This window comes from Pseudomonas sp. GNP012 (genome assembly GCF_054343835.1).
The window spans coordinates 3,891,602-3,913,304 of the sequence record NZ_JBTGUU010000001.1 but is presented as its reverse complement, the minus strand read 5'-3'; the positions used below and the strand labels follow the sequence as shown (position 1 = coordinate 3,913,304).

25 protein-coding genes are annotated in these 21,703 nt (G+C 60.9%); 18 read left to right on the top strand and 7 right to left on the bottom strand.

The annotated features are described in order from the left end of the window. The first annotated feature begins 54 nt into the window (after positions 1-54). The 10 genes from fabF to ACXX83_RS17530 all read left to right on the top strand — a co-directional run bounded on the left by fabF (position 55) and on the right by ACXX83_RS17530 (position 9,325). Positions 55-1,299 carry a beta-ketoacyl-ACP synthase II gene (gene fabF / locus ACXX83_RS17575; RefSeq protein ID WP_015096381.1) on the top strand — a complete coding sequence of 415 codons (1,245 nt, stop codon included), beginning with the start codon at positions 55-57 and terminating at the stop codon, positions 1,297-1,299. Further along, positions 1,299-2,114, top strand: a complete 816-nt coding sequence (gene pabC / locus ACXX83_RS17570) for an aminodeoxychorismate lyase (protein ID WP_126046969.1) — start codon at positions 1,299-1,301, stop codon at positions 2,112-2,114. Before fabF ends, pabC begins: the two co-directional genes overlap by 1 nt. A gap of 3 nt (positions 2,115-2,117) precedes the next feature. Further along, positions 2,118-3,350, top strand: coding sequence for an endolytic transglycosylase MltG (mltG, locus tag ACXX83_RS17565; RefSeq protein ID WP_217836071.1), 1,233 nt, complete (start codon positions 2,118-2,120; stop codon positions 3,348-3,350). A 19-nt stretch (positions 3,351-3,369) separates the two neighbouring features. Next, positions 3,370-4,002: a dTMP kinase gene (gene tmk / locus ACXX83_RS17560; protein WP_015096378.1), complete on the top strand. Its 633-nt coding sequence runs from the start codon at positions 3,370-3,372 to the stop codon at positions 4,000-4,002. Next, positions 3,995-4,981, top strand: a complete 987-nt coding sequence (locus tag ACXX83_RS17555; RefSeq protein ID WP_095963759.1) for a DNA polymerase III subunit delta' — start codon at positions 3,995-3,997, stop codon at positions 4,979-4,981. Before tmk ends, ACXX83_RS17555 begins: the two co-directional genes overlap by 8 nt. 68 nt (positions 4,982-5,049) lie before the next feature. Next, entirely contained in the window at positions 5,050-5,838 is a 789-nt protein-coding gene (locus tag ACXX83_RS17550; protein WP_458549186.1) for a TatD family hydrolase, read from the top strand. A 386-nt stretch (positions 5,839-6,224) separates the two neighbouring features. Next, positions 6,225-6,863 carry a TetR/AcrR family transcriptional regulator gene (locus ACXX83_RS17545; RefSeq protein ID WP_007977040.1) on the top strand — a complete coding sequence of 213 codons (639 nt, stop codon included), beginning with the start codon at positions 6,225-6,227 and terminating at the stop codon, positions 6,861-6,863. Positions 6,864-7,000: 137 nt separating this feature from the next. Continuing rightward, positions 7,001-7,969 (top strand): GTP 3',8-cyclase MoaA, encoded by a 969-nt coding sequence (locus tag ACXX83_RS17540; RefSeq protein WP_015096375.1) that lies wholly within the window; start codon positions 7,001-7,003, stop codon positions 7,967-7,969. 170 nt (positions 7,970-8,139) lie between these two features. Next, positions 8,140-8,748 carry a DUF4823 domain-containing protein gene (locus ACXX83_RS17535; RefSeq protein ID WP_015096374.1) on the top strand — a complete coding sequence of 203 codons (609 nt, stop codon included), beginning with the start codon at positions 8,140-8,142 and terminating at the stop codon, positions 8,746-8,748. A gap of 16 nt (positions 8,749-8,764) precedes the next feature. Next, positions 8,765-9,325: a DUF1285 domain-containing protein gene (locus tag ACXX83_RS17530; RefSeq protein WP_458549185.1), complete on the top strand. Its 561-nt coding sequence runs from the start codon at positions 8,765-8,767 to the stop codon at positions 9,323-9,325. 64 nt (positions 9,326-9,389) lie between these two features. Here the strand turns inward: ACXX83_RS17530 and ACXX83_RS17525 are convergent, their stop codons facing one another. From ACXX83_RS17525 to ACXX83_RS17510, 4 genes are all read right to left on the bottom strand, one after another. Then, positions 9,390-9,767, bottom strand: a complete 378-nt coding sequence (locus ACXX83_RS17525; protein ID WP_015096372.1) for a YgaP family membrane protein — start codon at positions 9,765-9,767, stop codon at positions 9,390-9,392. An 80-nt stretch (positions 9,768-9,847) separates the two neighbouring features. Then, positions 9,848-10,318 (bottom strand): RNA methyltransferase, encoded by a 471-nt coding sequence (locus tag ACXX83_RS17520; protein ID WP_007993783.1) that lies wholly within the window; start codon positions 10,316-10,318, stop codon positions 9,848-9,850. 191 nt (positions 10,319-10,509) lie between these two features. Continuing rightward, positions 10,510-10,881: a YajD family HNH nuclease gene (locus ACXX83_RS17515; RefSeq protein ID WP_007944009.1), complete on the bottom strand. Its 372-nt coding sequence runs from the start codon at positions 10,879-10,881 to the stop codon at positions 10,510-10,512. Positions 10,882-10,931: 50 nt separating this feature from the next. Then, on the bottom strand, positions 10,932-11,618 hold the full coding sequence (locus ACXX83_RS17510; RefSeq protein WP_407799380.1) for a spermidine synthase: 687 nt from the start codon (positions 11,616-11,618) through the stop codon (positions 10,932-10,934). A 95-nt stretch (positions 11,619-11,713) separates the two neighbouring features. Here ACXX83_RS17510 and ACXX83_RS17505 point away from each other — a divergent pair, with 95 nt between their 5' ends. After that, positions 11,714-12,004 carry a hypothetical protein gene (locus ACXX83_RS17505; RefSeq protein WP_104450506.1) on the top strand — a complete coding sequence of 97 codons (291 nt, stop codon included), beginning with the start codon at positions 11,714-11,716 and terminating at the stop codon, positions 12,002-12,004. On the opposite strand, the gene ACXX83_RS17500 is transcribed toward ACXX83_RS17505, so the two are convergent. Both ACXX83_RS17500 and ACXX83_RS17495 read right to left on the bottom strand, forming a co-directional pair. Further along, positions 12,001-12,474, bottom strand: a complete 474-nt coding sequence (locus ACXX83_RS17500) for a cyclic nucleotide-binding domain-containing protein (protein WP_007972417.1) — start codon at positions 12,472-12,474, stop codon at positions 12,001-12,003. The genes ACXX83_RS17505 and ACXX83_RS17500 overlap by 4 nt on opposite strands. Positions 12,475-12,678: 204 nt before the next feature. Next, entirely contained in the window at positions 12,679-14,733 is a 2,055-nt protein-coding gene (locus tag ACXX83_RS17495) for a S9 family peptidase (RefSeq protein ID WP_458549184.1), read from the bottom strand. A 215-nt stretch (positions 14,734-14,948) separates the two neighbouring features. On the opposite strand from ACXX83_RS17495, the gene ACXX83_RS17490 reads away from it, so the two are divergent. From ACXX83_RS17490 to ACXX83_RS17480, 3 genes are read left to right on the top strand one after another with little or no spacing between them, the layout of a single operon-like run. Next, positions 14,949-15,446, top strand: coding sequence for an MFS transporter (locus ACXX83_RS17490; RefSeq protein ID WP_217836066.1), 498 nt, complete (start codon positions 14,949-14,951; stop codon positions 15,444-15,446). 32 nt (positions 15,447-15,478) lie between these two features. Continuing rightward, entirely contained in the window at positions 15,479-16,255 is a 777-nt protein-coding gene (locus ACXX83_RS17485; protein ID WP_015096368.1) for a class II glutamine amidotransferase, read from the top strand. Between the two features lie 11 nt (positions 16,256-16,266). After that, on the top strand, positions 16,267-16,809 hold the full coding sequence (locus ACXX83_RS17480) for a DUF2937 family protein (RefSeq protein ID WP_015096367.1): 543 nt from the start codon (positions 16,267-16,269) through the stop codon (positions 16,807-16,809). 56 nt (positions 16,810-16,865) lie between these two features. Here ACXX83_RS17480 and ACXX83_RS17475 read toward each other — a convergent pair whose 3' ends face one another. After that, entirely contained in the window at positions 16,866-17,780 is a 915-nt protein-coding gene (locus ACXX83_RS17475) for a LysR family transcriptional regulator (RefSeq protein ID WP_458549183.1), read from the bottom strand. Between the two features lie 146 nt (positions 17,781-17,926). Between ACXX83_RS17475 and ACXX83_RS17470 the strand changes: the two genes are divergently transcribed. From ACXX83_RS17470 to ACXX83_RS17455, 4 genes are all read left to right on the top strand, one after another. Continuing rightward, positions 17,927-19,213, top strand: a complete 1,287-nt coding sequence (locus tag ACXX83_RS17470; protein ID WP_458549182.1) for an MFS transporter — start codon at positions 17,927-17,929, stop codon at positions 19,211-19,213. Between the two features lie 72 nt (positions 19,214-19,285). Next, positions 19,286-20,038, top strand: coding sequence for a 5-oxoprolinase subunit PxpA (locus ACXX83_RS17465; RefSeq protein ID WP_458549181.1), 753 nt, complete (start codon positions 19,286-19,288; stop codon positions 20,036-20,038). After that, entirely contained in the window at positions 20,035-20,739 is a 705-nt protein-coding gene (locus ACXX83_RS17460; protein WP_458549180.1) for a 5-oxoprolinase subunit B family protein, read from the top strand. Before ACXX83_RS17465 ends, ACXX83_RS17460 begins: the two co-directional genes overlap by 4 nt. Continuing rightward, on the top strand, positions 20,736-21,662 hold the full coding sequence (locus ACXX83_RS17455; protein WP_458549179.1) for a 5-oxoprolinase subunit C family protein: 927 nt from the start codon (positions 20,736-20,738) through the stop codon (positions 21,660-21,662). The genes ACXX83_RS17460 and ACXX83_RS17455 overlap by 4 nt, the downstream gene beginning before the upstream one ends. Positions 21,663-21,703: the final 41 nt, after the last annotated feature.

Sequence of the window (21,703 nt, the reverse complement as noted above, 5' to 3'; positions counted from 1 at the left end):
CGGTTTTTTCTTTAGGCCTGATGCAAAGTCGTCATTTGAAAAAAGGAGAGTGCTGTGTCGCGTAGACGCGTCGTAGTCACCGGTATGGGTATGTTGTCGCCACTGGGCACGGATGTGCCGAGCAGCTGGCAGGGCATTCTGGCTGGCCGCAGTGGCATTGGTCTGATCGAACACACCGACCTTTCTGCCTATTCCACCCGTTTTGGCGGCTCGGTAAAGGACTTCAATGTCGAGGAATACCTGTCGGTCAAAGAAGCCCGCAAGCTCGACCTGTTCATTCAATACGGTCTGGCCGCAGGTTTTCAGGCGGTGCGCAACGCCGGTCTGGAAGTCACCGACGCCAACCGTGAGCGTATCGGCGTGGCCATGGGCTCGGGTATTGGTGGACTGACCAATATCGAAGAAACCAGCCGCACCCTGCACGAGACCGGTCCACGACGGATTTCCCCGTTCTTTGTGCCAGGCTCGATCATCAATATGATTTCCGGCTTCCTGTCGATCCATCTGGGGGCACAGGGACCTAACTACGCCATCGCCACGGCCTGTACCACCGGTACCCACTGCATTGGCATGGCAGCCCGCAACATCATGTACGACGAAGCCGACGTGATGATTGCCGGCGGCGCCGAGATGGCGGCCTGCGGCCTGGGCATGGGCGGCTTCGGTGCCTCGCGCGCGCTGTCGACCCGCAATGACGAGCCGACCCGCGCCAGCCGTCCATGGGACAAGGGCCGCGACGGCTTCGTGCTGTCCAATGGTGCCGGTGCTCTGGTTCTGGAAGAGCTGGAACATGCCAAGGCCCGTGGTGCGACCATATACGCCGAACTGATCGGCTTCGGTACCAGTGGCGATGCCTACCACATGACCTCGCCGCCAGCCGATGGCGCGGGTGCTGCGCGCTGCATCACCAATGCGCTACGCGATGCGAAGATCAATGGCGATCAAGTGCAGTACATCAACGCCCACGGCACCTCGACTCCCGCCGGCGATCTCGCTGAAGTCAATGCGATCAAGTCGGTGTTCGGCGAGCATGCCTACAAGCTGGCCGTCAGTTCCACCAAGTCCATGACCGGCCACCTGCTGGGTGCGGCGGGCGCGGTCGAGGCGATCTTCAGCGTGCTGGCGATCAACAGCCAGGTGGCGCCGCCGACCATCAACCTTGATGAGCCGGACGAAGGCTGCGACCTCGATTTCGTGCCGCACACCGCGCGCAACATGGATATCGATGTGGTCGTGTCCAACTCCTTCGGTTTTGGCGGCACCAACGGCTCGCTGGTGTTCCGCCGGTTCGCAGGCTGATGGACTGCTGGGTCGACGGTCAGCCGGCTGACGCTTTGTCGCTGAAGGATCGCGGCCTGGCTTATGGCGATGGTCTGTTCGAGACCATCGCCGTGCGCAACGGCAAGCTCGTATTGCTGGAGCGGCATCTGTCGCGTCTGGCGGATGGCTGCTCGCGTCTGGCGCTTGCTGCCGATCAGGAATTGATCCGCAGCGAACTGCTGGCCTACGCAGCGCTACTGGGTGACGGGGTGCTCAAGCTCATTCTCACCCGCGGCGACGGTCTGCGCGGTTACGCGCCCGATCCTTCGGCCCAGGCTCGACGCATTCTGCAAGGCAATCCGCCTGCGGCTTATGCTGCCGCGCATGGCGAGCAGGGTGTTCGTCTGTTTCCTTGCGCCACCCGATTGTCCAGGCAGCCATTACTGGCCGGCCTCAAGCACCTGAATCGACTTGAACAAGTCCTCGCCCGTGCCGAATGGCAGGACACCGAGCATGCCGAAGGCTTGATGCTCGATCAGGCCGGGCGCGTGATCGAAGGCGTGTTCAGCAATTTGTTCCTGGTGCGTGACGGTGTGCTCATCACGGCTGACCTCAAGCGCTGCGGCGTGGCCGGCGTGATGCGTGCCGAACTATTGTTTCAGGCCGGGTCGCTGGGAATTCCCACGCAAATCACCGATATCCCCCTCGAACAGCTGCAATGGGCTGACGAAGTCTTTGTCTGCAACAGCGTGTATGGTATCTGGCCGGTGCGTGCCTATGCTGCTCTTCACTGGCCGGTTGGGCCGCTCACCCGTAAACTCCAAACCATTGCCCGTGTGCTACTGGATGCTTGATACGTGAGACGTAAACTCGTGCTGCTGCTGGAAACCGGAGTGGTTCTGGCAGGGCTGCTGATGGGTGCTTCAGCCTGGAAAATTCATTCGGCGCTGGTACAGCCACTGAACATTGCCCAGGAACAATTGCTGGATGTGCCCAAGGGCACCACGCCGACCCGCACCTTCTACCGACTCGAAGCCAATGGTGTCATCAAGGACGCCTTCTGGCTGCGCGTGTATTGGCGCTTCAATCTCGGCAAACAACCCCTGCACAGCGGTGAGTATCGCATGCAGCCGGGCATGACCGTCGAAGGCCTGATCGACCTGTGGAAGCGCGGGGAAATGGTTCAGTACAGCCTGACCCTGGTCGAAGGCTGGAATTTCCGCCAGGTTCGCGCAGCGCTGGCCAAGGAAGAGAAGCTCGATCATAGCCTCGACGGTTTGAGCGATAGCCAGGTCATGGACAAGCTGGGCCACACCGGGATTTTTCCGGAAGGGCGCTTCTTCCCTGACACCTATCGTTACGTGCGCGGCATGTCCGATATCGAACTGCTGAAAACCGCCTACGACCGCCTCGACGAAGTGCTCGCCAAGGAGTGGCAGCAGCGCTCTTCCGATGTGCCGTACACCGAGCCCTACCAGGCGCTGATCATGGCTTCGCTGGTGGAAAAGGAAACCGGCGTGCCGCAGGAGCGCGGGCAGATTGCCGGCGTGTTTGTGCGACGCATGGCGATGGGCATGCTGCTGCAGACCGACCCGACGGTGATCTACGGCCTCGGCGACCGCTACAGCGGTAAGCTGACCCGGGCTCACCTCAAGGAATCGACGCCCTATAACACCTACATGAATGCGGGCCTGCCGCCGACGCCGATTTCCATGGTCGGTCGCGAAGCCATCCATGCGGCGCTCAATCCGGTGGAGGGCAACAGCCTCTACTTTGTGGCGCGTGGTGATGGCACTCACGTGTTTTCCGACGACCTGGATGCCCACAACAATGCCGTGAAGGAGTTCCAGCTCAAGCGTCGCGCCGATTACCGCTCCAGCCCGGCGCCCACTGCCACGCCAGAGACAGCGCCGACCGAGGCTGAGCAAAACGGTACGCAGGAGGCCAGGGCTTCGCAGGAGCTGGCACCGATCCCGGCCGCCTCACCAAACACGGCTCCCGAGGCGCTGCCGCAAGTGCCGGCGCAAGATCCTGCGCCAGCTCCTGAAGCACCGGAACCCGATGCCAACGCACCGAAAAGCCCGCAATGACTCTGACTAAGGACTGCCTGTGACTGGCTTGTTTATTACTCTGGAAGGCCCGGAAGGCGCCGGCAAGAGCACCAATCGAGAATACCTGGCCGAGCGCTTGCGTGCCGCCGGCATCGAGGTGGTGCTGACCCGCGAGCCGGGGGGCACGCCGTTGGCCGAGCGCATCCGTGAGGTGTTGTTGGCTCCCGTCGACGAAGTCATGAACCCGGATACCGAGTTGCTGTTGGTTTTCGCGGCGCGTGCCCAGCACCTGGCTGAAGTGATTCGCCCGGCGCTGGCCCGCGGTGCCGTGGTCTTGTGTGATCGTTTTACCGATTCGACTTACGCCTACCAAGGCGGCGGCCGTGGCTTGTCGCTTGAGCGCATCGCGGCTCTGGAAACCTTCGTTCAAGGCGATCTGCGCCCGGACCTGACACTGATTTTCGATCTGCCTGTCGAGGTGGGTCTGGCCCGCGCCAGCGCACGTGGCCGCCTGGATCGCTTCGAACTCGAAGGCCGGACTTTTTTCGATGCCGTACGCCATGCGTTCCTCAAGCGGGCCAAGGCGGATCCGGCGCGTTATGTGCTGGTCGATGCGGCCCAACCCTTGGCACAGGTTCAGCAATCGCTGGATGCATTGTTGCCGCGCCTGCTGGAGTTGAGCCGTGGCTGAGGCCTATCCGTGGCAGGAAAACCTCTGGCAGCACCTGGCGGGTCGCGCGCAGCATGCGCACGCCTACCTGCTGCATGGCCCGGCCGGGATCGGCAAGCGGGCACTGGCCGAGCGCCTGATGGCCAGCTTGCTGTGCCAGCGCCCGACGGCGCTGGAGGCCTGCGGCGAATGCAAGTCCTGTCTGCTGCTAAAGGCTGGCAGCCACCCGGATAACTACATCCTTGAACCGGAAGAAGCCGACAAGGCGATCAAGGTCGATCAGGTTCGCGATCTGGTCGGTTTCGTGGTGCAGACCGCGCAGTTGGGCGGGCGCAAAGTGGTGCTGATCGAGCCGGTCGAGTCGATGAACATCAACGCCGCCAACGCCTTGCTCAAGAGCCTTGAAGAGCCGTCCGGCGATACGGTTTTGTTGCTGGTCAGCCATCAGCCGAGCCGCTTGCTGCCCACCATCAAGAGTCGCTGCGTGCAGCAGGCCTGTCCGCTGCCGGGCGAAGCCATGAGCTTGAAGTGGCTGGCCCAGGCATTGCCGGAATGTTCCGAAGAGGAGCGCGTCGAGTTGCTGACGCTGGCCGCCGGTTCGCCACTGGCGGCGGTCAATCTCCAGGCCCAAGGCGTACGTGAACAGCGCATGCAAGTCGTGGAAGGGGTGAAGAAGCTCCTCAAGCAACAGCAGTCGCCGACGCAACTGGCCGAAGAATGGAAAAACATTCCGATGTTGCGCCTGTTCGATTGGTTCTGCGACTGGTCGAGCCTGATCCTGCGCTATCAGTTGACCCAGGACGAAGCTGGCCTCGGCCTGACCGACATGCGCAAGGTCGTGCAATACCTGGCGCAGAAAAGCGCCCAGGGCAAAGTCCTCGATATCCAGGACTGGATTCTCGCCCAGCGACAGAAAGTCTTGAGCAAGGCCAACCTCAATCCGGCCTTGCTGCTGGAGGCCTTGCTGGTGCAATGGGCGTCGTTGCCTGCCCAAAGATGACGGCCTGGGCCTAGAATCTATCAGTACACCCGACCGTCCCACCCATTCGATGTAAGTTGCAGCCCTTTATGCTCGTAGATTCCCATTGTCACCTCGATCGCCTCGACCTGGCCGCCCACGACGGCTCCCTGGATGCTGCCCTGGATGCCGCCCGGCAGCGCGGGGTAGGGCACTTTCTGTGTATCGGTGTCAGCGCGGACAACGCGGCCGACGTCAAAGCCCTGGCCGAACGTTATGACGACGTCGACTGCTCGGTGGGCGTGCACCCTCTGGATGTACAGCCCGGTGCCGCGCCAGCACTGGACTGGCTGTTGCAGGAGCTCAATCACCCGCGTGTGGTCGCCATCGGCGAAACCGGCCTCGATTACCACTACGAGCCGGAAGCGGCGCAGTTGCAGCAGGAGTCTTTTCGCCTGCACCTGCAAGCGGCGCAGCAGACCGGCAAACCGGTGATCATCCACACCCGTGGGGCCCGCACCGATACCCTGGACTTGTTGCGCGAAGCGGCACTGTCCCAGGCGGGCGTACTGCACTGCTTTACCGAAGACTGGGAAATGGCGAAGGCTGCGCTGGACATGGGTTATTACATTTCCTTGTCCGGAATTGTCACTTTTCGCAATGCCGATGCGTTGCGCGATGTGGCCAGCAAAGTGCCGGCCGACCGCTTGCTGGTGGAGACCGATTCGCCCTACCTGGCGCCGATTCCCCATCGCGGCAAGCCAAACCTGCCGCAGTACGTGCGTGAAGTAGCGGAATTTCTGGCAATGTTGCGCGGTGAACCCTACGAGCGGTTTGCCGAGCAGACCACTGAGAACTTCAAGCGGTTGTTCCCGCTGGCGCATGTGAAATCAGTTTAGGTTCGAAGCCGCTTTCGCGAGCAGGCTCGCTCCCACAAGGTTAAATCGCAGGCAAAAAAAACCCGGGTTCTGGGGGGTGAATCCGGGTTAAGACCATTAGGAGTAAAACAATGGCACGCGGTCCGTTGGTACCAATATCGGCGTGACACTTGGGGGAGATGCCCCGCCGACAGTTCAAGTATTGATCAGGATTGCGCCTAGTCCAGTTTGCCGGCCCGGGTTTTTAAACAAATTTGGAATACGTGCGCTTCGGAAGAGTTCTCATCAACCGGCAATCGTGCGCGGAATGACCGGAAAGCGCAGATATGGTCGGATGATCCGTGCATTTTTGCGTAAGTTAGGCATAATACGCGGCTTCGAATTTTGACCCCGACAGACCTTTTCTTATGCATAAAGAACCTCGTAAGGTCCGTGAGTTTCGTCGCCGCGAGCAGGAAATTCTCGATACCGCGCTAAAGCTGTTCCTCGAACAAGGTGAAGACAGTGTCACCGTCGAGATGATTGCTGATGCCGTCGGTATTGGCAAAGGCACGATCTACAAGCATTTCAAATCCAAGGCGGAAATCTATCTGCGCCTGATGCTCGACTACGAGCGCGATTTGAACGCACTGCTGCATTCGGCCGATGTCGACAAGGACAAGGAAGCCCTGTCCCGGGCCTACTTCGAATTCCGCATGCGCGATCCACAACGCTATCGCCTGTTCGACCGCCTCGAAGAGAAAGTGGTCAAGGGCAACCAGGTGCCGGAGATGATCGAGGAGCTGCACAAGATCCGTGCCTCGAACTTCGAACGCCTGACCCTGCTGATCAAGGGCCGGATCAGCGAAGGCAAGCTGGAAGACGTGCCACCTTACTTCCACTACTGCGCGTCCTGGGCGCTGGTGCACGGCGCCGTCGCGCTGTATCACTCGCCGTTCTGGAGCAATGTGCTGGAAGATCAGGAAGGTTTCTTCCAGTTCCTGATGGACATCGGCGTGCGCATGGGCAACAAACGCAAGCGCGATACCGACACTTCCGGTAGCTGAGCCATTCAGTTGCCTTATTGCGCCATGATTTCGCTACTTGGCGCAGTACCGCAGGAATATACTCAGGTAGAGGACTTGCTAAAACTTGATTTCTGAGTCAAGTTTTAGCGGCCCGATATTCTTCCGCCGGAGTGACCATGATCGTTGACCGTCAAGGCAGGCGTTTTCGCAACTTGCGAATCAGTCTGACCTCTGCCTGCAATTACGCCTGTACCTACTGCGTGCCCAACGGCAAGCGGCTGGTGGCTGCGCAGGATGAATTGTCGGCCGAAGCGATGGCGCGCGGCGTGGCTTATCTGATTGAAGCGGCGGGGATCGAACGTCTGCGCATTACTGGCGGCGAGCCGCTGGTCAGCCCCAAACTCGAAGCCTTCATGACAGCGGTCGGGCAGATGGGCCTGGAAGACATCAGCCTGACCACCAATGGCCAGTTGCTGGCGAAGAAACTGCCGCTGCTGGTGAACGCCGGCATTCGGCGCCTCAACGTTTCCCTCGACACGCTCGACGCCAGTGCGTTCCGCGGCATTGCCCGGGGCGGCGACCTGGCCACCGTGCTAAACGGCATGAGCGAGGCCAGTGCGGCCGGCATGAAGATCAAGGTCAACATGGTGCCGCTGCGCGGGCAGAACCTTGATCAAGTGATGCCGCTGCTCGACTACTGCCTGGAGCGCGGTTATGAACTGCGCTTCATCGAGCTGATGCGCATGGGCCACCTGGCCAACGATTCCAATGCGTTTTTGCAGCAGTTCGTCAGCCTCCAGCAATTGCTGAGCCTGATTGGCGAGCGCTATGAATATCTGCAGGCCGATGCCCCGGTCGATGCAACGGCGGTTCGTTATGAAATTCCCGGCCAGGGTTACTTCGGCGTGATCGCCAACGAAAGTGTGCCGTTCTGCCGGACCTGCTCGCGACTGCGCTTGTCTTCCACCGGGTGGTTGCATGGCTGTCTGTCGTCGAGCAATCGCCATTACATCGGCGACCTGCTGGACAAACCGCGCCACCAGGCGTTGCCGGGCTTGCAGAGACTCTTGGTGAAAGCCTTGGGGGACAAGCAGGAAGTGGCGTTCTCCGGCGGCGCGACCGTCATGAAGATTATCGGCGGCTGATCCGGCCTCATCGCGGGCAAGCCACGCTCCCACAAGGTTGTGCGTAAACCCTGTGGGAGCGTGGCTTGTCCGCGATTGCGTTTGATCAGGCACGATCAACTTGAGCTGGCGCAAAAGCTGCATCCTACGGCCATTCGCCGGTTTTCCGACACCGGCCTCTGGAGGATAGGATGCGTAGCCTGGTTTTGCTGCTGGCCGTTTTGGCACTTGGTGGCTGCATGAACGTCAGCGATATGGCCGAAGGGACTCGCTACCATATGAGCGATGCGGGGCTGCTCGATCACAGTGACAGCCGTCGCGTAAACAACCTGCGCATTCAACCGGATTCGTTCGTCTACATCGCCCAGGGCGCTTTCATGCCGCCGGGCAGCGCCGTTTATCCACGGCCCAACGTGATTGCCGAAGTCGCGTTCGATGGCTTCGTCGAATACTTCCCGATGGTCCGCCGTGCCCGCACGCCGGAAGGCCTCGACCAGGCCATGGGCGAAGCCCGTGCCGCCGGTGCGCACTATCTGCTCTACACCCGATTCGCCAAGTCGGACGACCGTATCGGCAACTCGGACGAATGGCTGGATCAGGAAGCCCTGGATCGCCTCGGCATCGACAGCGGTATGATTCAGATCATGTTGATCGAGACCAGCACCCAGTATTTGATTGATACTGCGACCATCAAGAGTCGTGGCGGTTTACTGACGTTCCACGATAAAAAACCCGAAGACCTGATGGGCCCGCCGCTGGAGCAATATGCGCGCGGCCTGCTGGGGCTCAGCGACCAGTAACTTCAAGGAGAACGCCATGAGTGGCCCGCAAAAAGCCAACGACTTGCTGGGGCAGATCCCCAAGACCAAAGGCTTGCCGCCGGTGCACCTGTGGAATCCCGATTTCTGCGGCGACATCGATATGCGCATCGCCCGGGACGGCACCTGGTATTACCTGGGCACACCGATCGGGCGCAAGCCGATGGTCAAGCTGTTCTCCACCATCATTCGCCGCGACGGCGATGATTATTTCCTGATTACCCCGGTGGAAAAAGTCGGCATCAAAGTCGACGATGCGCCGTTCGTGGCGATTGCGGTGGACATGGAAGGCGAGGGCGAGGCGCAGGTGCTGCGCTTTACCACCAACGTCGATGAAACCACCGAGGCCGGTGCCGGGCATCCGCTGCGCGTAGTGATCGATCCCGACACGCAGGAGCCAGCCCCTTACGTACACGTGCGCAGCAATCTTGAAGCCTTGATCCATCGCAATGTGTTCTATCAACTGGTAGAACTGGCGGTGAGCCGAGAGATCGACGGCCAGCGTTGGTTAGGCGTGTGGAGCGGTGGAGAGTTTTTCCCCATCGGCCTCGAACCCTGACGCAAAACCCTGTGGGAGCGAGCCTGCTCGCGACAGGTCTATCAGCCTCACCGAACGATCCGGATCAAACCCCGGCTTTCGGCGACTTCAAGGAATCATTACCCGTCACGGTTGCAGTTTTGGTCGCCGCCTCGGCATTGGCCTTCAACTGGCTCAGTTCCTCACCGGCGCGCTGGATTTTCGCCCGCACGTTGTTCATGTCCTGACGGCTTTTCTCCAGCAGGCTTTTCGCCGAACTGTGGCCGGTAATGCCGCGCGCCAGGGCAACGCCGCCGATGGCCACCTGGATCAGGCCGAAGATCCCGCCACGACGCAGGCCCTTGCCCACCATCACCACACCGCCGGCCAGGGAGCCGATGCGTTCCCAGCCCTGCACGTTCTGTTCGGAAGGGCTCTGGAAGGGGGTGGATTCGATACGCTCGACGCGTTTGAGTTCGCTCATGGTCTGTCTCCAGGCTTCAGTGATCGTTAGTCAAGCTGACCGCCGGGGCGGGCAGCTCGTTCAATCGAATGTGCGGCGATTCAGCGGAATTTTGGTCCGGAGCGGGTATTGAGCCCCTTGGACATGCGGTCGTAGAGCACGACGTTGACCGTGGCGGCCAGGTTCATGCAACCGGTGGTCGGAATGTAGACCACGTCTTCGCACCAGTCGCGAATCTCCTTATCCAGCGAGCCGTCTTCCGGACCGAAGATGTAGAGCGCGCGATCCGGGTGGGTGTATTCCGGCAGAGGGCGGGCACCCTCAACCAGCTCAACGGCGACGGGTACACAATTGAGCGGCAGGATTTTCTTCAGGTCATCGATGCCGATCAGCGGGATGTCGTAGTGCACGCGCTTGGTATCGGTGACGAAGTCGGCGGCGCGCTCATAGCGCTTGCCGGTGTAGAACACCGACGCCACGCCATAACAGCCAGCGGCGCGCATCACCGAACCGACGTTCTCCGGTGACTTGGGGTTATACAAACCAATGCAGCTGTACCGTTTGTCTGCCACGAGCGGGGTGCCTTTCGGGAAAAAAGCGCGATTATACGGGGATTGGGCGGCAGTGGTCAGTTCGGAGATTGGCGGTGTAGCTGAGGCCGCCTTCGCGAGCAAGCCCGCTCCCACATTTGATCTGCGTCGTACACAAAACCAATGTGGGAGCGGGCTTGCTCGCGAAGGGGCCAGTTCAAGCGCTGAAGATATCAGTCTTCTTTTTTCATGAGGCCAGCCAACGCCGCAAAGGGGTTGTGCGTGGCCTTGGCGATTTTCGGCGTGCTCAGCGAGCCTTCGCCGAAATACTGCTGGTCGGTATAGCGCGAGTGTTCGTTGTCGTGGCAGTACAGGCACAACAGCTCCCAGTTCGAGCCGTCCTGCGGGTTGTTGTCGTGGTTGTGGTCGCGGTGGTGCACGGTCAGTTCGCTCAGGCGCTTGCCAGAGAACTCACGGGCGCAGCGGCCACAGACGTGCGGGTACATCTTCAGGGCCTTGTCGCGGTAGCCCATTTCCTTGTCGCGCTGGTTGTCGGCGAGGATGCGATCCAGCTTGGAGGTGTTGGTCGGGGTGGACGAACTCATGGGTTCACCTTTGTAGAAAGACTGATGACGGTTATAGGGTGAAGTTTAGCCTAGCCCTTGAGCTTCTCGGCAATCCAGATGGTGTGGCGGGTGCCCTTGTTGCCGTGGGCGAAGACCTGCACTTCCTCGGCCTTGAACCCGGCTTTCTTCAGTTTGTCGGAAAATTGCCGATCGGCGCTGGCTGACCAGACCGCCAGCACGCCTTTGGGGCGCATGGCCCTGGCGCAGGCGTTCAGGCCGGCGGCGGAGTACAGCCAGCTGTTGGCCTTCTGGGTCAGGCCTTCGGGGCCGTTGTCGACATCGAGCATGATGGCATCGAAGCCCTGGGGTTCTGCTTGCAGGACCTTGGCCACGTCTTCCATGCGAATCACCGTGCGCGGGTCGAGTAGCGGGTTGCCAGCCTTTTCGCCCAGCGGTCCACGGTTCCACTCAACCACACCGGGGACCAACTCGGCGACCACCACTTCGGCGGTCTTGCCCAAGTGCTTGAGCGCCGAGGCAAGGGTGAATCCCATACCCAGGCCGCCGATCAGCACCCGTGAATTCGCTCGGCCAGCGACTTTGCGGCAGGGGATCTCGGCCAAGGCATCTTCGGAGCCGTGCATGCGCGTGTTCATCAATTGTCCGCCGTCGCCACCCTGGATCTTGATGACGAAATCCTCGCCATATTCGAACAGGCACAGGGCACCGCCGTTTTCAGGAATGGGGGTGGTGTCCAGCAGAACGAAACGTTTCATGGGGCTCACTTGAATAAAATTGGCAGAACTCGGGAGGGCAAACAGACGCAGTTGGGAGTAGCCTGTTCATGACGACAAGGCCAACGGAGCCATTGATGAAGCGCACCATTCTAACGGTCATTGCCCTGGCCGCGCTCTCGATAACTGCAGCGCAGGCCCAACAGTTGCAAACGATTCCCGTCAGCCCCGCGCCGATACCCGGTTCGCCCGGCACCGCCACGCCCACGCCTTACCCGCAAATCAGCCCGGCGCCGTTGCCGAAAGTCGGCCCCGGCAGTAGCGGGCCGCCGTTGGTGCCGATTGAAATGCCCAGCCCGCCAACCAAGGATCAGCCCGTGCCGGGAATCGAACCGAACCCGCCGAAAGTCAAATCACCGGGTGGCTAAACCTGCTGCGAAAGCAGTTGACCGTCGGCCATGCGCAGGCGTTTGGACAGGGAGACGGCGAGGGCACGGATGATCTTGGCGGCGATTTTCGGTGCATCGTTGAGCATCTTTTCCAGCGAGTCCTTGCCCAGGTTGAGCAACTGGCAGTTGCTGGCGGCCACGCAACTGGCCGAGCGCCGTTCGCCGTCGAGTACGGCCATTTCCCCGAACGATCGGCCGCTGCGCAACGTGGCGATGGTGACTCGTTGCCCGTCAGCGGTGGTTTTCTGCACCGCCACCTGACCGGTATGGATGATGCACATGAAGCTGCCGGCATCGCCCTCCTGGAAGATCTCCTCGCCCTGGGCAATGGTGCTGATACTGAAGTAGCCCGAGGCCGCGACGAAGTCCGCCGGCAACAGTTGATTGAACAGGCCGCAATCCATCAGCCAGTCGCGAATTTCGTTGTTCAGAAAGGTTGATTCAGACATGTCGTCACGGTCTTTTTGTGTGTTGCTGACTCGAATTTGAATTCACCGCAAATCCCCTGTGGGAGCGGGCTTGCTCGCGAAGGGGGCGCAACATTCAGTAGAGATGTTGACTGACACACCGCCTTCGCGAGCAAGCCCGCTCCCACAGGTGTTGTATCGGCTACCAGTGTCCGCAATTAAGACCGGTTCATCGGCCCAGGTTCCTCAGGCTATACCCAATACCTTGAATAAAAATGCATATTCGAGAGCTACGTCACGCAATCCCTGATATCGCCCGCTCATCCCGCCATGCCCGGCACCCAGTTCGGTCTTGAGCAGTAGCGGATTGCTGTCGGTCTTGGTCGCGCGCAGTTTCGCCACCCACTTGGCTGCTTCCCAATACTGCACGCGGCTGTCGTTGTAACCGGCGATCACCAGGGTCGCCGGATAAGCTTGCGCGGTGACGTTTTCGTACGGGGCGTAGGCCTTGATCCGATCATAAACGTCCGGCTCTTCAGGGTTGCCCCATTCGTCGTATTCCGTCACCGTCAATGGCAGATCAGGGTCGAGCATGGTGTTGAGGACGTCGACGAACGGCACTTCGGCGATAGCGGCGCCAAACAGCTGCGGCCGTTGATTGAGTACCGCGCCGATCAGCAAGCCGCCGGCGCTGCCGCCGCTGATTGCCAACTGCGGTGCAGTGGTGAAGCCTTGGGCGATCAGGTGTTCGGCGCAGGCGATAAAGTCGCTGAAGGTATTGTGCTTGTGCTCCTGCTTGCCGGCGCGATACCAGGCTTCCCCCAGTTCGCCGCCGCCACGCACGTGGGCAATGGCAAACGCCATGCCGCGATCCAGCAGGCTCAGTCGCGCATGGGAAAACCATGGGTCGAGGCTTTCGCCATAGGCGCCATAACCGTAGAGGTACAGCGGCACCGGTTTGCCGAGGTCTGTCCGTTTGATCACCAGGCTGATAGGCACTTGCGTGCCGTCCGGCGCAGTGGCCCACAGGCGCTGGCTGATGTAGGCGTCGGCGTCGAACGGGCCGAGCACCGGGGTTTGCTTGAGGACTTTCTGTTCGCCGGTCGCCAGTTCAAGCTGGCGGATTTGCGCCGGACGGTTCAACGCTTCGTAGCGCAGTCGAATCCGCTCGCTTTCGAACTCCAGGCTGTTTTGCACGTGCAGGCTGTAGGCCGCGTCCGGCAGTTGCACGCGATAAGGCGCCAGGCCTTGCGGGTGTACTTCAATGACCGGCAAACCGCCGAGCCGCAGGCTGAGGGTCATGGCCCCGGTGTTCAGGCTGATGCCGTCGATCATCACCGTGTCGCTATGGGGGATCAGGTTCTGCCAGTCGGCTTCGGTGGGCACGGCGCCGGTATCGACGGCCGTGTACAAGGCGAAATTGATGCCGTCGCGGTTGGTGCGGATGAACCAGGTCCATTGCCCGTCCAGTGCGCCGTGATCCACGTCGTACTCATGATCCTCAACCCGTGGCGCCAGGCAGGTAAATGCCTGCTGAGGCCGGGAGGCATCGAGGACCCAGACTTCGCTGGTGGTCTTGCTGCCCACGGACAGCAGCAGTTGCTGCTCGGAGCTTGAACGGTAGCAATGCATGAAGAAGCGACCGTCCGGCTCATGGAACACTTCTTCGGCCGCCGTACCGTCCAGTCGATAGCGATACAGCTTGTGTGGGCGATGGGTGTCGTCCAGCTCGCCAAAGAACAGCGTCAGGCTGTCATTGGCCCAGGTCATGCTGCCGTCACAGTCCTGGAATTCCAGTTCGCTGACGCGACCGTCGGACAATTCCTTCACGAACAGCGTGTAAATCTCGTCGCCACTGGAGTCGATACTGTAGGCAAGGCGCTGATGGTCCGGGCTGACGCTGAACGCTCCCAGGGAAAAGAAACCGCCATTGGCCAGTTCGTTGGGGTCCAGCAGCAGTTGCTCGCGGCTTTCGTCGAGGGTCAGGCTGTCATCGGCCGGACGCGGGCAGCGGTAGTGCCGGGCATACTCATCGCCTGCGGTGGTGCGGGTGTAGTACAGATACGGCCCCCAGGGCGAGGGCAGGGACAGGTCGGTCTCGAGAATTCGTCCCTTGATCTCCTCGAACAGGGTCTCGCGCAGCCCGGCCTGGTCGGCGGTTTGCGCCTCCTGATAGCTGTTTTCGGCTTTCAGATAGTCGAGCACTGCATCGGTGTCGCGCTCTTGCAGCCAGGCATACGGATCGGAGCCATCAGCCTTGTGGGCAATCGGAGCGTCGCAAGTGTTGGCGGATAGGGGCATGAAGGGTTCTCGAACAGTGTACGAAATAGGGGCTTGGCAACCTGTGGGAGCGGGCTTGCTCGCGAAGGCAGTTTGTCATTCAACATTGATATCGACTGACCCACCGCATTCGCGAGCAAGCCCGCTCCCACATGGATAGCGCTCAACAGTCAGGCATTGATGCAGCCTGACGGGCGAAAAGCCGTTATCATAAGCGCCTCTTTGCCTGCCTTGCCATGGACACCATGACCGAGAACGACTATCTGATCGCTTGGGGCCTCTACGCCTTCGCCGCTTTGGGCTGCCTGTTGGTGTGGATGCGCTTGACCCGCTGGATGTGGCGTTGGCTGCGTGAGCCGCTGCGGCTGCTGATGGTCGTGCTGCTGTTCAGCCCGACCATCATCGACCCGGTGAAGGACAAAGTCGCACCGGCCGTCGCCATTACCGCGCTAGACCTGCTGTTCAAGGTCGGCAACAACGCCTGGCGGGCAATTTCCGATCTGTTCATGTACGGCATGATCGCATTCGGCCTCTATCTGGTGCTGGTGGCGATCCGTTTCCCCATCGAACGCGCCTCCAACGCCCGCAAGGAGCGTGAGGCTGCCACCAAAGCCGCCGTCCGCGCCGAAGAGCCTGAGGATGATCAACCGTTTGGCGGTGCCGGTGATGATCGTTACGGTCGTCCGCCCGTGCCGAGCAATCCTCAGCGGATGCGAGTCGAACCCCGTCTGTAACCTTGCCCCTGCGATTGAGCGAGAGTCCGAGCATGTGTGAGTTATTGGGCATGAGCGCCAATGTCCCGACCGATATCGTGTTCAGCTTTACCGGGCTGATGCAGCGCGGCGGCCGCACCGGCCCGCACCGTGATGGTTGGGGCATTGCCTTCTATGAAGGCCGTGGGCTGCGGCTGTTCCAGGACCCGGCGGCCAGTTGCGAGTCGGAAGTCGCCAACCTGGTGCAGCGCTATCCGATCAAGAGCGAAGTGGTGATCGGGCACATCCGCCAGGCCAACGTCGGCAAGGTCTGCCTGTCCAACACCCATCCGTTCGTGCGCGAGTTGTGGGGGCGCAACTGGTGTTTCGCCCATAACGGCCAGTTGGCGGATTTTCAGCCAACGGCCAGTTTCTACCGCCCCGTGGGCGATACCGACAGCGAAGCGGCATTCTGCGATTTGCTCAACCGTGTGCGTGCGGCCTTCCCCGAACCGGTCGAGGTCGAAGCGTTGCTGCCGGATCTGGTGGCCGCTTGCGCCGAATACCGCAGCAAAGGCGTGTTCAACTGCCTGCTCAGCGACGGTGACTGGCTGTTCTGCTATTGCTCGACCAAGCTGGCGCAGATCACCCGTCGCGCCCCCTTTGGCCCGGCGCGCCTGAAAGATGTCGACGTGATCGTCGACTTTCAGGCCGAAACCACCCCTGACGATGTGGTCACCGTCATCGCCACCGAACCTTTGACCGAAAACGAAACCTGGACCCGTTACGAACCGGGTCAATGGAGCCTGTGGCGACGCGGCGAATGCGTCAGCCAGGGCACGACTGAATAAGGACTCCTTGCATGTTGCTCAGTTATCTACGGCTGGTGTTGTTTGCGGCGGGCCTGTTGATCGGTGTCCAGGTGCCGGGGTTCATCAACGATTACGCCAAGCGGGTCGAAGCCCATCTGATCGAGGCACAGGCCGGGTTGAGCGGCTTCCAGAACACCGCCAATCAGTTCTTCAAGGGTGACATGCAGGCGCTGGTCGCGCATTACCGTGCCAGCGAGGACCCGATCTTTCGCAGCGACGCCGACAGCCTGAGCAACCTGCTGACCCGTCAGGTGGCTCTGGACAAGCAATTCCAGGCGATGCAAGGCCCGTGGTACATCCGCTTCCTGCAAGTGGTGCTGGCCGCCGATCCGGACATTCGCAAGGAAACCTGGAACGGCTACAGCTACCAGATTCTGTTGACGCCCGAAGCGATGATCTGGGGCATGAGTGGCGCCTTGCTGCTGTCGTTCGGGATCGAGTGCCTGTTCCGGCTGATCGACTGGGTGGTGCTGGGCGGCAAGCGTCTGCGCCAGAGTCGGCCGATCGAAGAGCGGGATTTGCGCGGGCTGTAAGAACAAAAGATCGCACTCCAATGTAGGAGCTGCCGAAGGCTGCGATCTTTTAATTTTCAACGATTCAAAACGATGTAATTTTCACCGACCCGGCGCGCATACCCCTCCAGCACCTGCTGACACAACGCCACAATCTCCTCGGCCCACTCCACACCTACCCGCCACGACACCACCACCTGCAAGTCGGGTGGTCGCTGATCGATGTCCAGCAGGGTCAATTCGCCGCGCGCCAGTTCCTCGGCCACCAGCACCGGCGGCAACGCGCCAATGCCAAATCCGTCGCGCAGCAGCCGGGTAATCGCCGACACCGAGTTCACGCAGTTCAACCGTGGCGCCATCACGCCATTGGCCTGCATCAATGCCAGCACTTCCTGGTGCGGATGGGAGTTTTTCGAATAGGTGATGACTCGCTCGCCCGCCAGGTCAGCGATGCCCGAGTACTCGCGGTTGTAAATGGAATTGCTGGCGACGATCCAGCCCATGGGGTGGCTGGCCAGTTCCAGGCTGCGCACACTTTCCTGACGCAGCAGGTCGGTTTGCAGGATCACATCGAGAAAGCCTTTTTGCAGCTGATCGCAGAGGTTGAGCGAGGTATCGGCCACCAGCTCGATTTCCACCAGCGGGTAGTGATCGGTCATCTGCGCCACCAGCGGGCTGAGCCAGGTATGGATCACTGTGTCCATCACGCCGATGCGCACCCGTCCGGCCTTGCTCGAACGGGTCTCGATCGACTGCTTGAGTGCCTGCATGGTGTCCAGCATCTGCTCGGCGTAATCGAGCACTTTGAGGCCCTCGGGCGTCAGGCTCACGCCGCGCGAATCACGCAGAAACAGCTTCACCCCGAGCTCGCCTTCAAGCACCGCAATCCGGCTGGAAATCGAAGCCTGAGTGGTGAAGAGCTTGTCGGCGGTCAGGCGGAAACTCTTGAGTCGGGCGACCCAGACAAAGGTCTCGAGAAACTTCAGGTTCATGGGATAAAGATTTCTTATGTCTAAGGCGGGTTTTTATTAGTTGGACGCAGCAGGGGCGCGCGTCCAAAAATCGGCGCATCCGGTTCCCACGATAGGCGTCGTCGGGGCTCAGAACAATACCAATAAAATCAGCGCGGAGATTTGCCATGAGTGCGCCCGACACCCCCGTCATTGCGAAAGCCACGGCTCGCCCGGGGCCTTTCGACTGGTATCGCAACATCAATCAGCAGGAACGCCGCACCTTCTGGAGCTGCAAGATCGGCTATGGCCTGGACGGCATGGACACCCAGATGCTCAGTTTCGTGGTGCCGACCCTGATTGCCATGTGGGGCATCACCACCGGTCAGGCCGGGCTGATTCACACCAGCACCCTGATCGCTTCGGCCATCGGTGGCTGGGTCGCAGGGATTCTCTCCGACCGCATCGGTCGTGTGCGCACCCTGCAACTGACCGTGTTGTGGTTTGCCTTCTTCACCTTCCTCTGCGGCTTTGCCCAGAACTACGAACAACTGCTGATTGCACGGACCCTGATGGGCTTCGGTTTCGGCGGCGAGTGGACGGCCGGCGCCGTGCTGATCGGTGAAGTGATTCGCGCCAAGGACCGCGGCAAGGCTGTGGGCATGGTGCAATCCGGCTGGGCGCTGGGTTGGGGGTTGACGGCGATTCTGTATGCGCTGCTGTTCTCGGTATTGCCACCGGAAGACGCCTGGCGTGCGCTGTTCATCCTTGGCATCGTGCCGGCGATTTTCGTGATTTTTGTCCGCCGTCTGGTCAAGGATCCGGAAATCTATCGTCAAGCCAAAGCCAAGGAGACGCCGACCAATCCTTCGAAGTTCTACGAGATCTTCGCCCCCGGCATGCTGTTCACCACGATTCGCGCTTCGTTGCTGACCACCGGCGCATTGGGCGGCTACTACGCCATCACGTCCTGGCTACCGACTTTCCTGAAAAACGAACGCGGTTTGAGCGTACTCAATACCAGCGGTTATCTGGCGATGGTGATCGTCGGTTCCTACGTGGGTTATGTCATCAGCGCCTATTTGACCGACATCCTCGGACGCAAGAAGAACTTCATCCTGTTCGCCGTCGGCTCGTTCACCATTGTCTTGCTGTACACGCAAATGCCGGTCAGCAACGGCGTGATGCTGTGGCTGGGCTTTCCGCTGGGCTTCTTCGCCTCGGGGATTTTCAGTGGCATGGGCGCATTCCTGACCGAATTGTTCCCCACGCGCATTCGCGGTTCGGGCCAGGGTTTTTGCTACAACATCGGCCGCGCGCTGGCGGCGTTGTTCCCGCTGCTGATCGGCCTGCTCAGCCAGACCGTACCACTGAGCGTGGGCATCGGTGCCTTCGCGGCGGTTTCCTACGGCGTGGTGATCCTCGCGGCCCTGAGCCTGCCGGAAACCCGTGGCAAGCAACTCGACGCCCAGTAACTGATAATCTGCGGGACTGTCTTATAGATAGGTCCCGCAGCTGAAAAGAATAAAACTACAGGAGTGTTCAGTGTGAGCCGCCTGCTATTGAACTGCGACATCGGCGAGAGTTTCGGCAGCTGGACCATGGGTCTGGACGCCGAAATCATGCCCTTCATCGATTGCGCCAACGTCGCCTGCGGTTTTCACGCCGGCGACCCGAGCATCATGCGCAAGACCGTCAGCCTGGCCCTCAGCCACGGTGTGCAAATCGGCGCGCATCCGGCCTATCAGGATCTGGTGGGCTTCGGCCGCCGCTCCATGGCCTATGCCACCCAGGAGCTGCAAGACATCCTGCATTACCAGATCGGCGCCCTCGACGGCATCTGCCGGGCCCAGGGTGGCCGGGTCAGTTACGTCAAGCCCCATGGCGCGATGTACAACGACATGATGGCCAACCCGGCGCAGCTGCGCGCCGTTTTGCAAGCGGTGGCGTCCTACGACCGCACGCTGCCATTGATGCTGATGGCCACCCGCGACAACAGCGCCGCCCAACAACTGGGCGATGAATACGGCGTGACACTGTGGTTCGAGGCCTTCGCCGATCGCGCTTACGACAGCGCCGGCAAACTTGTCTCGCGACAGCTGCCGGGCGCGGTGCATCACGACCCGGAAAAAATCATCGAGCAGGCGCTGACCATTGCCCGTGGCGATCAGCTTACTGCCAGTGACGGTAGCGCCCTGCATTTGCAGGCCAACACCCTCTGCGTGCATGGCGACAACGCCAGTTCGGTCGCTGCCGTGCAACGCATCCGTGAAGCCTTGGACCGGCAGAGTGCGTCATGAAGCTGCGGGTGGAAGTGGTGGCGCTGGATTGCCTGATGGTGCGCCTGTTCGATGAAATCGCCGAAAGCAACATGCCGTGGATGCTCGCTGCCAGTGAAAGTCTGCGCATGGCATTTGCCGGGCACCTGATCGATCTGGTGCCGTCCTACACCACATTGATGGTGCATTACGACCTGACGGCATTGAACCCGAGCCAGGCACGGGAACTGATCGCCCAGGCACTGATCGATCTGTCGCCCAATGCGCGTACTCGCGGTACCTGTCATGTGTTGCCGGTGTGGTACGACTTGAGCGTCGGACCGGAATTGACGCTGTTGTCGCAGCGCAGCGGGTTGGCGGTGGAGGAGGTGATCCGCCGCCACAGTGAGCGTGAATATCAGGTATTCGCCCTGGGTTTTGCACCGGGCTTCGCCTTCATGGGGCTGGTGGAAGAAGCGCTCGCTGCGCCGCGTCTGAACACGCCACGCAAGAAAGTCGCGGCCGGCAGTGTCGGCATCGCCGAGCGGCAAACGGCGGCTTACCCGGTGGTGTCGCCGGGCGGCTGGAACCTGATCGGCCGCACGCCGGCCAGATTGTTCGACCGCAACCGTGACGGCTACAGCCTGATGCAACCCGGTGACACCGTACGGTTCGAAGCGGTCGGCCATGCCGAGTTCATTAACCTTGGGGGGGACGATACGCCTCTGGAGGCCCAGGCATGAGCCGTCTGATGATTGAAGCGAGTACGCCGCTGTGCCTGTTGCAGGATGCCGGGCGATTCGGCGTGCGGCATCTGGGCGTGACCCAGGGCGGAGCGGCCGATTGGTGTTCGATGTCCTGGGCCAACTGGCTATTGGGCAACGCACTGGATGCACCGGTGATCGAAATCACCCTCGGCGGATTCAACGTGGTGGCTGAAGAAGACTGCGTGCTGGCCTTGGCCGGGGCGGATCTTGGCGCACGGGTGGACGGCGAGGCTTTGACCCCGTGGCGCAGTTTCAGGCTGTACAAAGGCCAGCGTTTGCAATTCACTCAGCCGTTGCTCGGAGCCCGGGCTTATCTGGCGGCGCCGGGTGGGTTTGATGCGCCGAAAGTGCTGGGCAGCAGCGCGACAGTGGTCCGGGAGGAACTCGGCGGGCTGGACGGCATGGGCCGAGCGCTGGGGAAAGGAGCGAGCTTGAGCTATTCGGGCAACCCGGTGATGTTGCTGCGCGAATTGACCGCAGACCAACGACCGGACCTGAACCTTGATGCGCCGTTGGACCTGGTCCTCGGTGCACAGATCGGCGAGTTCAGCGGACAGAGCCTGTTCGACGCGTTCAACAGCGTATGGCACCTCGACAGCCGTGCCGACCGGATGGGTATTCGCCTGCTCGGTACGGCGCTGCAGTACCAGGGCAAACCGATGATTTCCGAGGGCATTCCGTTGGGTGCCGTGCAGGTGCCGCCCGACGGGCAACCGATTGTGTTGCTCAATGATCGGCAAACCATTGGCGGATATCCGCGTCTGGGGGCGTTGACGCCATTGGCGCTGGCGCGGCTGGCGCAGTGCCTGCCGGGGGCGCAGGTGCGGTTGAGGCCGGTGGTGCAGGATGTCGCTCATCGTGAGCATGTCGAGTATTTGCAGCGCTTCACACGCAGCTGAAAGCTTCGCGAGCAAGCCCGCTCCCACATTTGACCTGTGTC

Coding starts and splice junctions, on each gene's coding strand:
- ACXX83_RS17505 (WP_104450506.1), top strand. CDS start 11,714: ATGAAGCGCACCATTCTAACGGTCATTGCCCTGGCCGCGCTCTCGATA.
- ACXX83_RS17510 (WP_407799380.1), bottom strand. CDS start 11,618: ATGAAACGTTTCGTTCTGCTGGACACCACCCCCATTCCTGAAAACGGC.
- ACXX83_RS17455 (WP_458549179.1), top strand. CDS start 20,736: ATGAGCCGTCTGATGATTGAAGCGAGTACGCCGCTGTGCCTGTTGCAG.
- ACXX83_RS17500 (WP_007972417.1), bottom strand. CDS start 12,474: ATGTCTGAATCAACCTTTCTGAACAACGAAATTCGCGACTGGCTGATG.
- ACXX83_RS17515 (WP_007944009.1), bottom strand. CDS start 10,881: ATGAGTTCGTCCACCCCGACCAACACCTCCAAGCTGGATCGCATCCTC.
- ACXX83_RS17460 (WP_458549180.1), top strand. CDS start 20,035: ATGAAGCTGCGGGTGGAAGTGGTGGCGCTGGATTGCCTGATGGTGCGC.
- ACXX83_RS17545 (WP_007977040.1), top strand. CDS start 6,225: ATGCATAAAGAACCTCGTAAGGTCCGTGAGTTTCGTCGCCGCGAGCAG.
- ACXX83_RS17530 (WP_458549185.1), top strand. CDS start 8,765: ATGAGTGGCCCGCAAAAAGCCAACGACTTGCTGGGGCAGATCCCCAAG.
- ACXX83_RS17495 (WP_458549184.1), bottom strand. CDS start 14,733: ATGCCCCTATCCGCCAACACTTGCGACGCTCCGATTGCCCACAAGGCT.
- ACXX83_RS17550 (WP_458549186.1), top strand. CDS start 5,050: ATGCTCGTAGATTCCCATTGTCACCTCGATCGCCTCGACCTGGCCGCC.
- ACXX83_RS17470 (WP_458549182.1), top strand. CDS start 17,927: ATGAGTGCGCCCGACACCCCCGTCATTGCGAAAGCCACGGCTCGCCCG.
- ACXX83_RS17525 (WP_015096372.1), bottom strand. CDS start 9,767: ATGAGCGAACTCAAACGCGTCGAGCGTATCGAATCCACCCCCTTCCAG.
- ACXX83_RS17480 (WP_015096367.1), top strand. CDS start 16,267: ATGTTGCTCAGTTATCTACGGCTGGTGTTGTTTGCGGCGGGCCTGTTG.
- ACXX83_RS17490 (WP_217836066.1), top strand. CDS start 14,949: ATGGACACCATGACCGAGAACGACTATCTGATCGCTTGGGGCCTCTAC.
- pabC (WP_126046969.1), top strand. CDS start 1,299: ATGGACTGCTGGGTCGACGGTCAGCCGGCTGACGCTTTGTCGCTGAAG.
- ACXX83_RS17540 (WP_015096375.1), top strand. CDS start 7,001: ATGATCGTTGACCGTCAAGGCAGGCGTTTTCGCAACTTGCGAATCAGT.
- ACXX83_RS17485 (WP_015096368.1), top strand. CDS start 15,479: ATGTGTGAGTTATTGGGCATGAGCGCCAATGTCCCGACCGATATCGTG.
- ACXX83_RS17535 (WP_015096374.1), top strand. CDS start 8,140: ATGCGTAGCCTGGTTTTGCTGCTGGCCGTTTTGGCACTTGGTGGCTGC.
- ACXX83_RS17475 (WP_458549183.1), bottom strand. CDS start 17,780: ATGAACCTGAAGTTTCTCGAGACCTTTGTCTGGGTCGCCCGACTCAAG.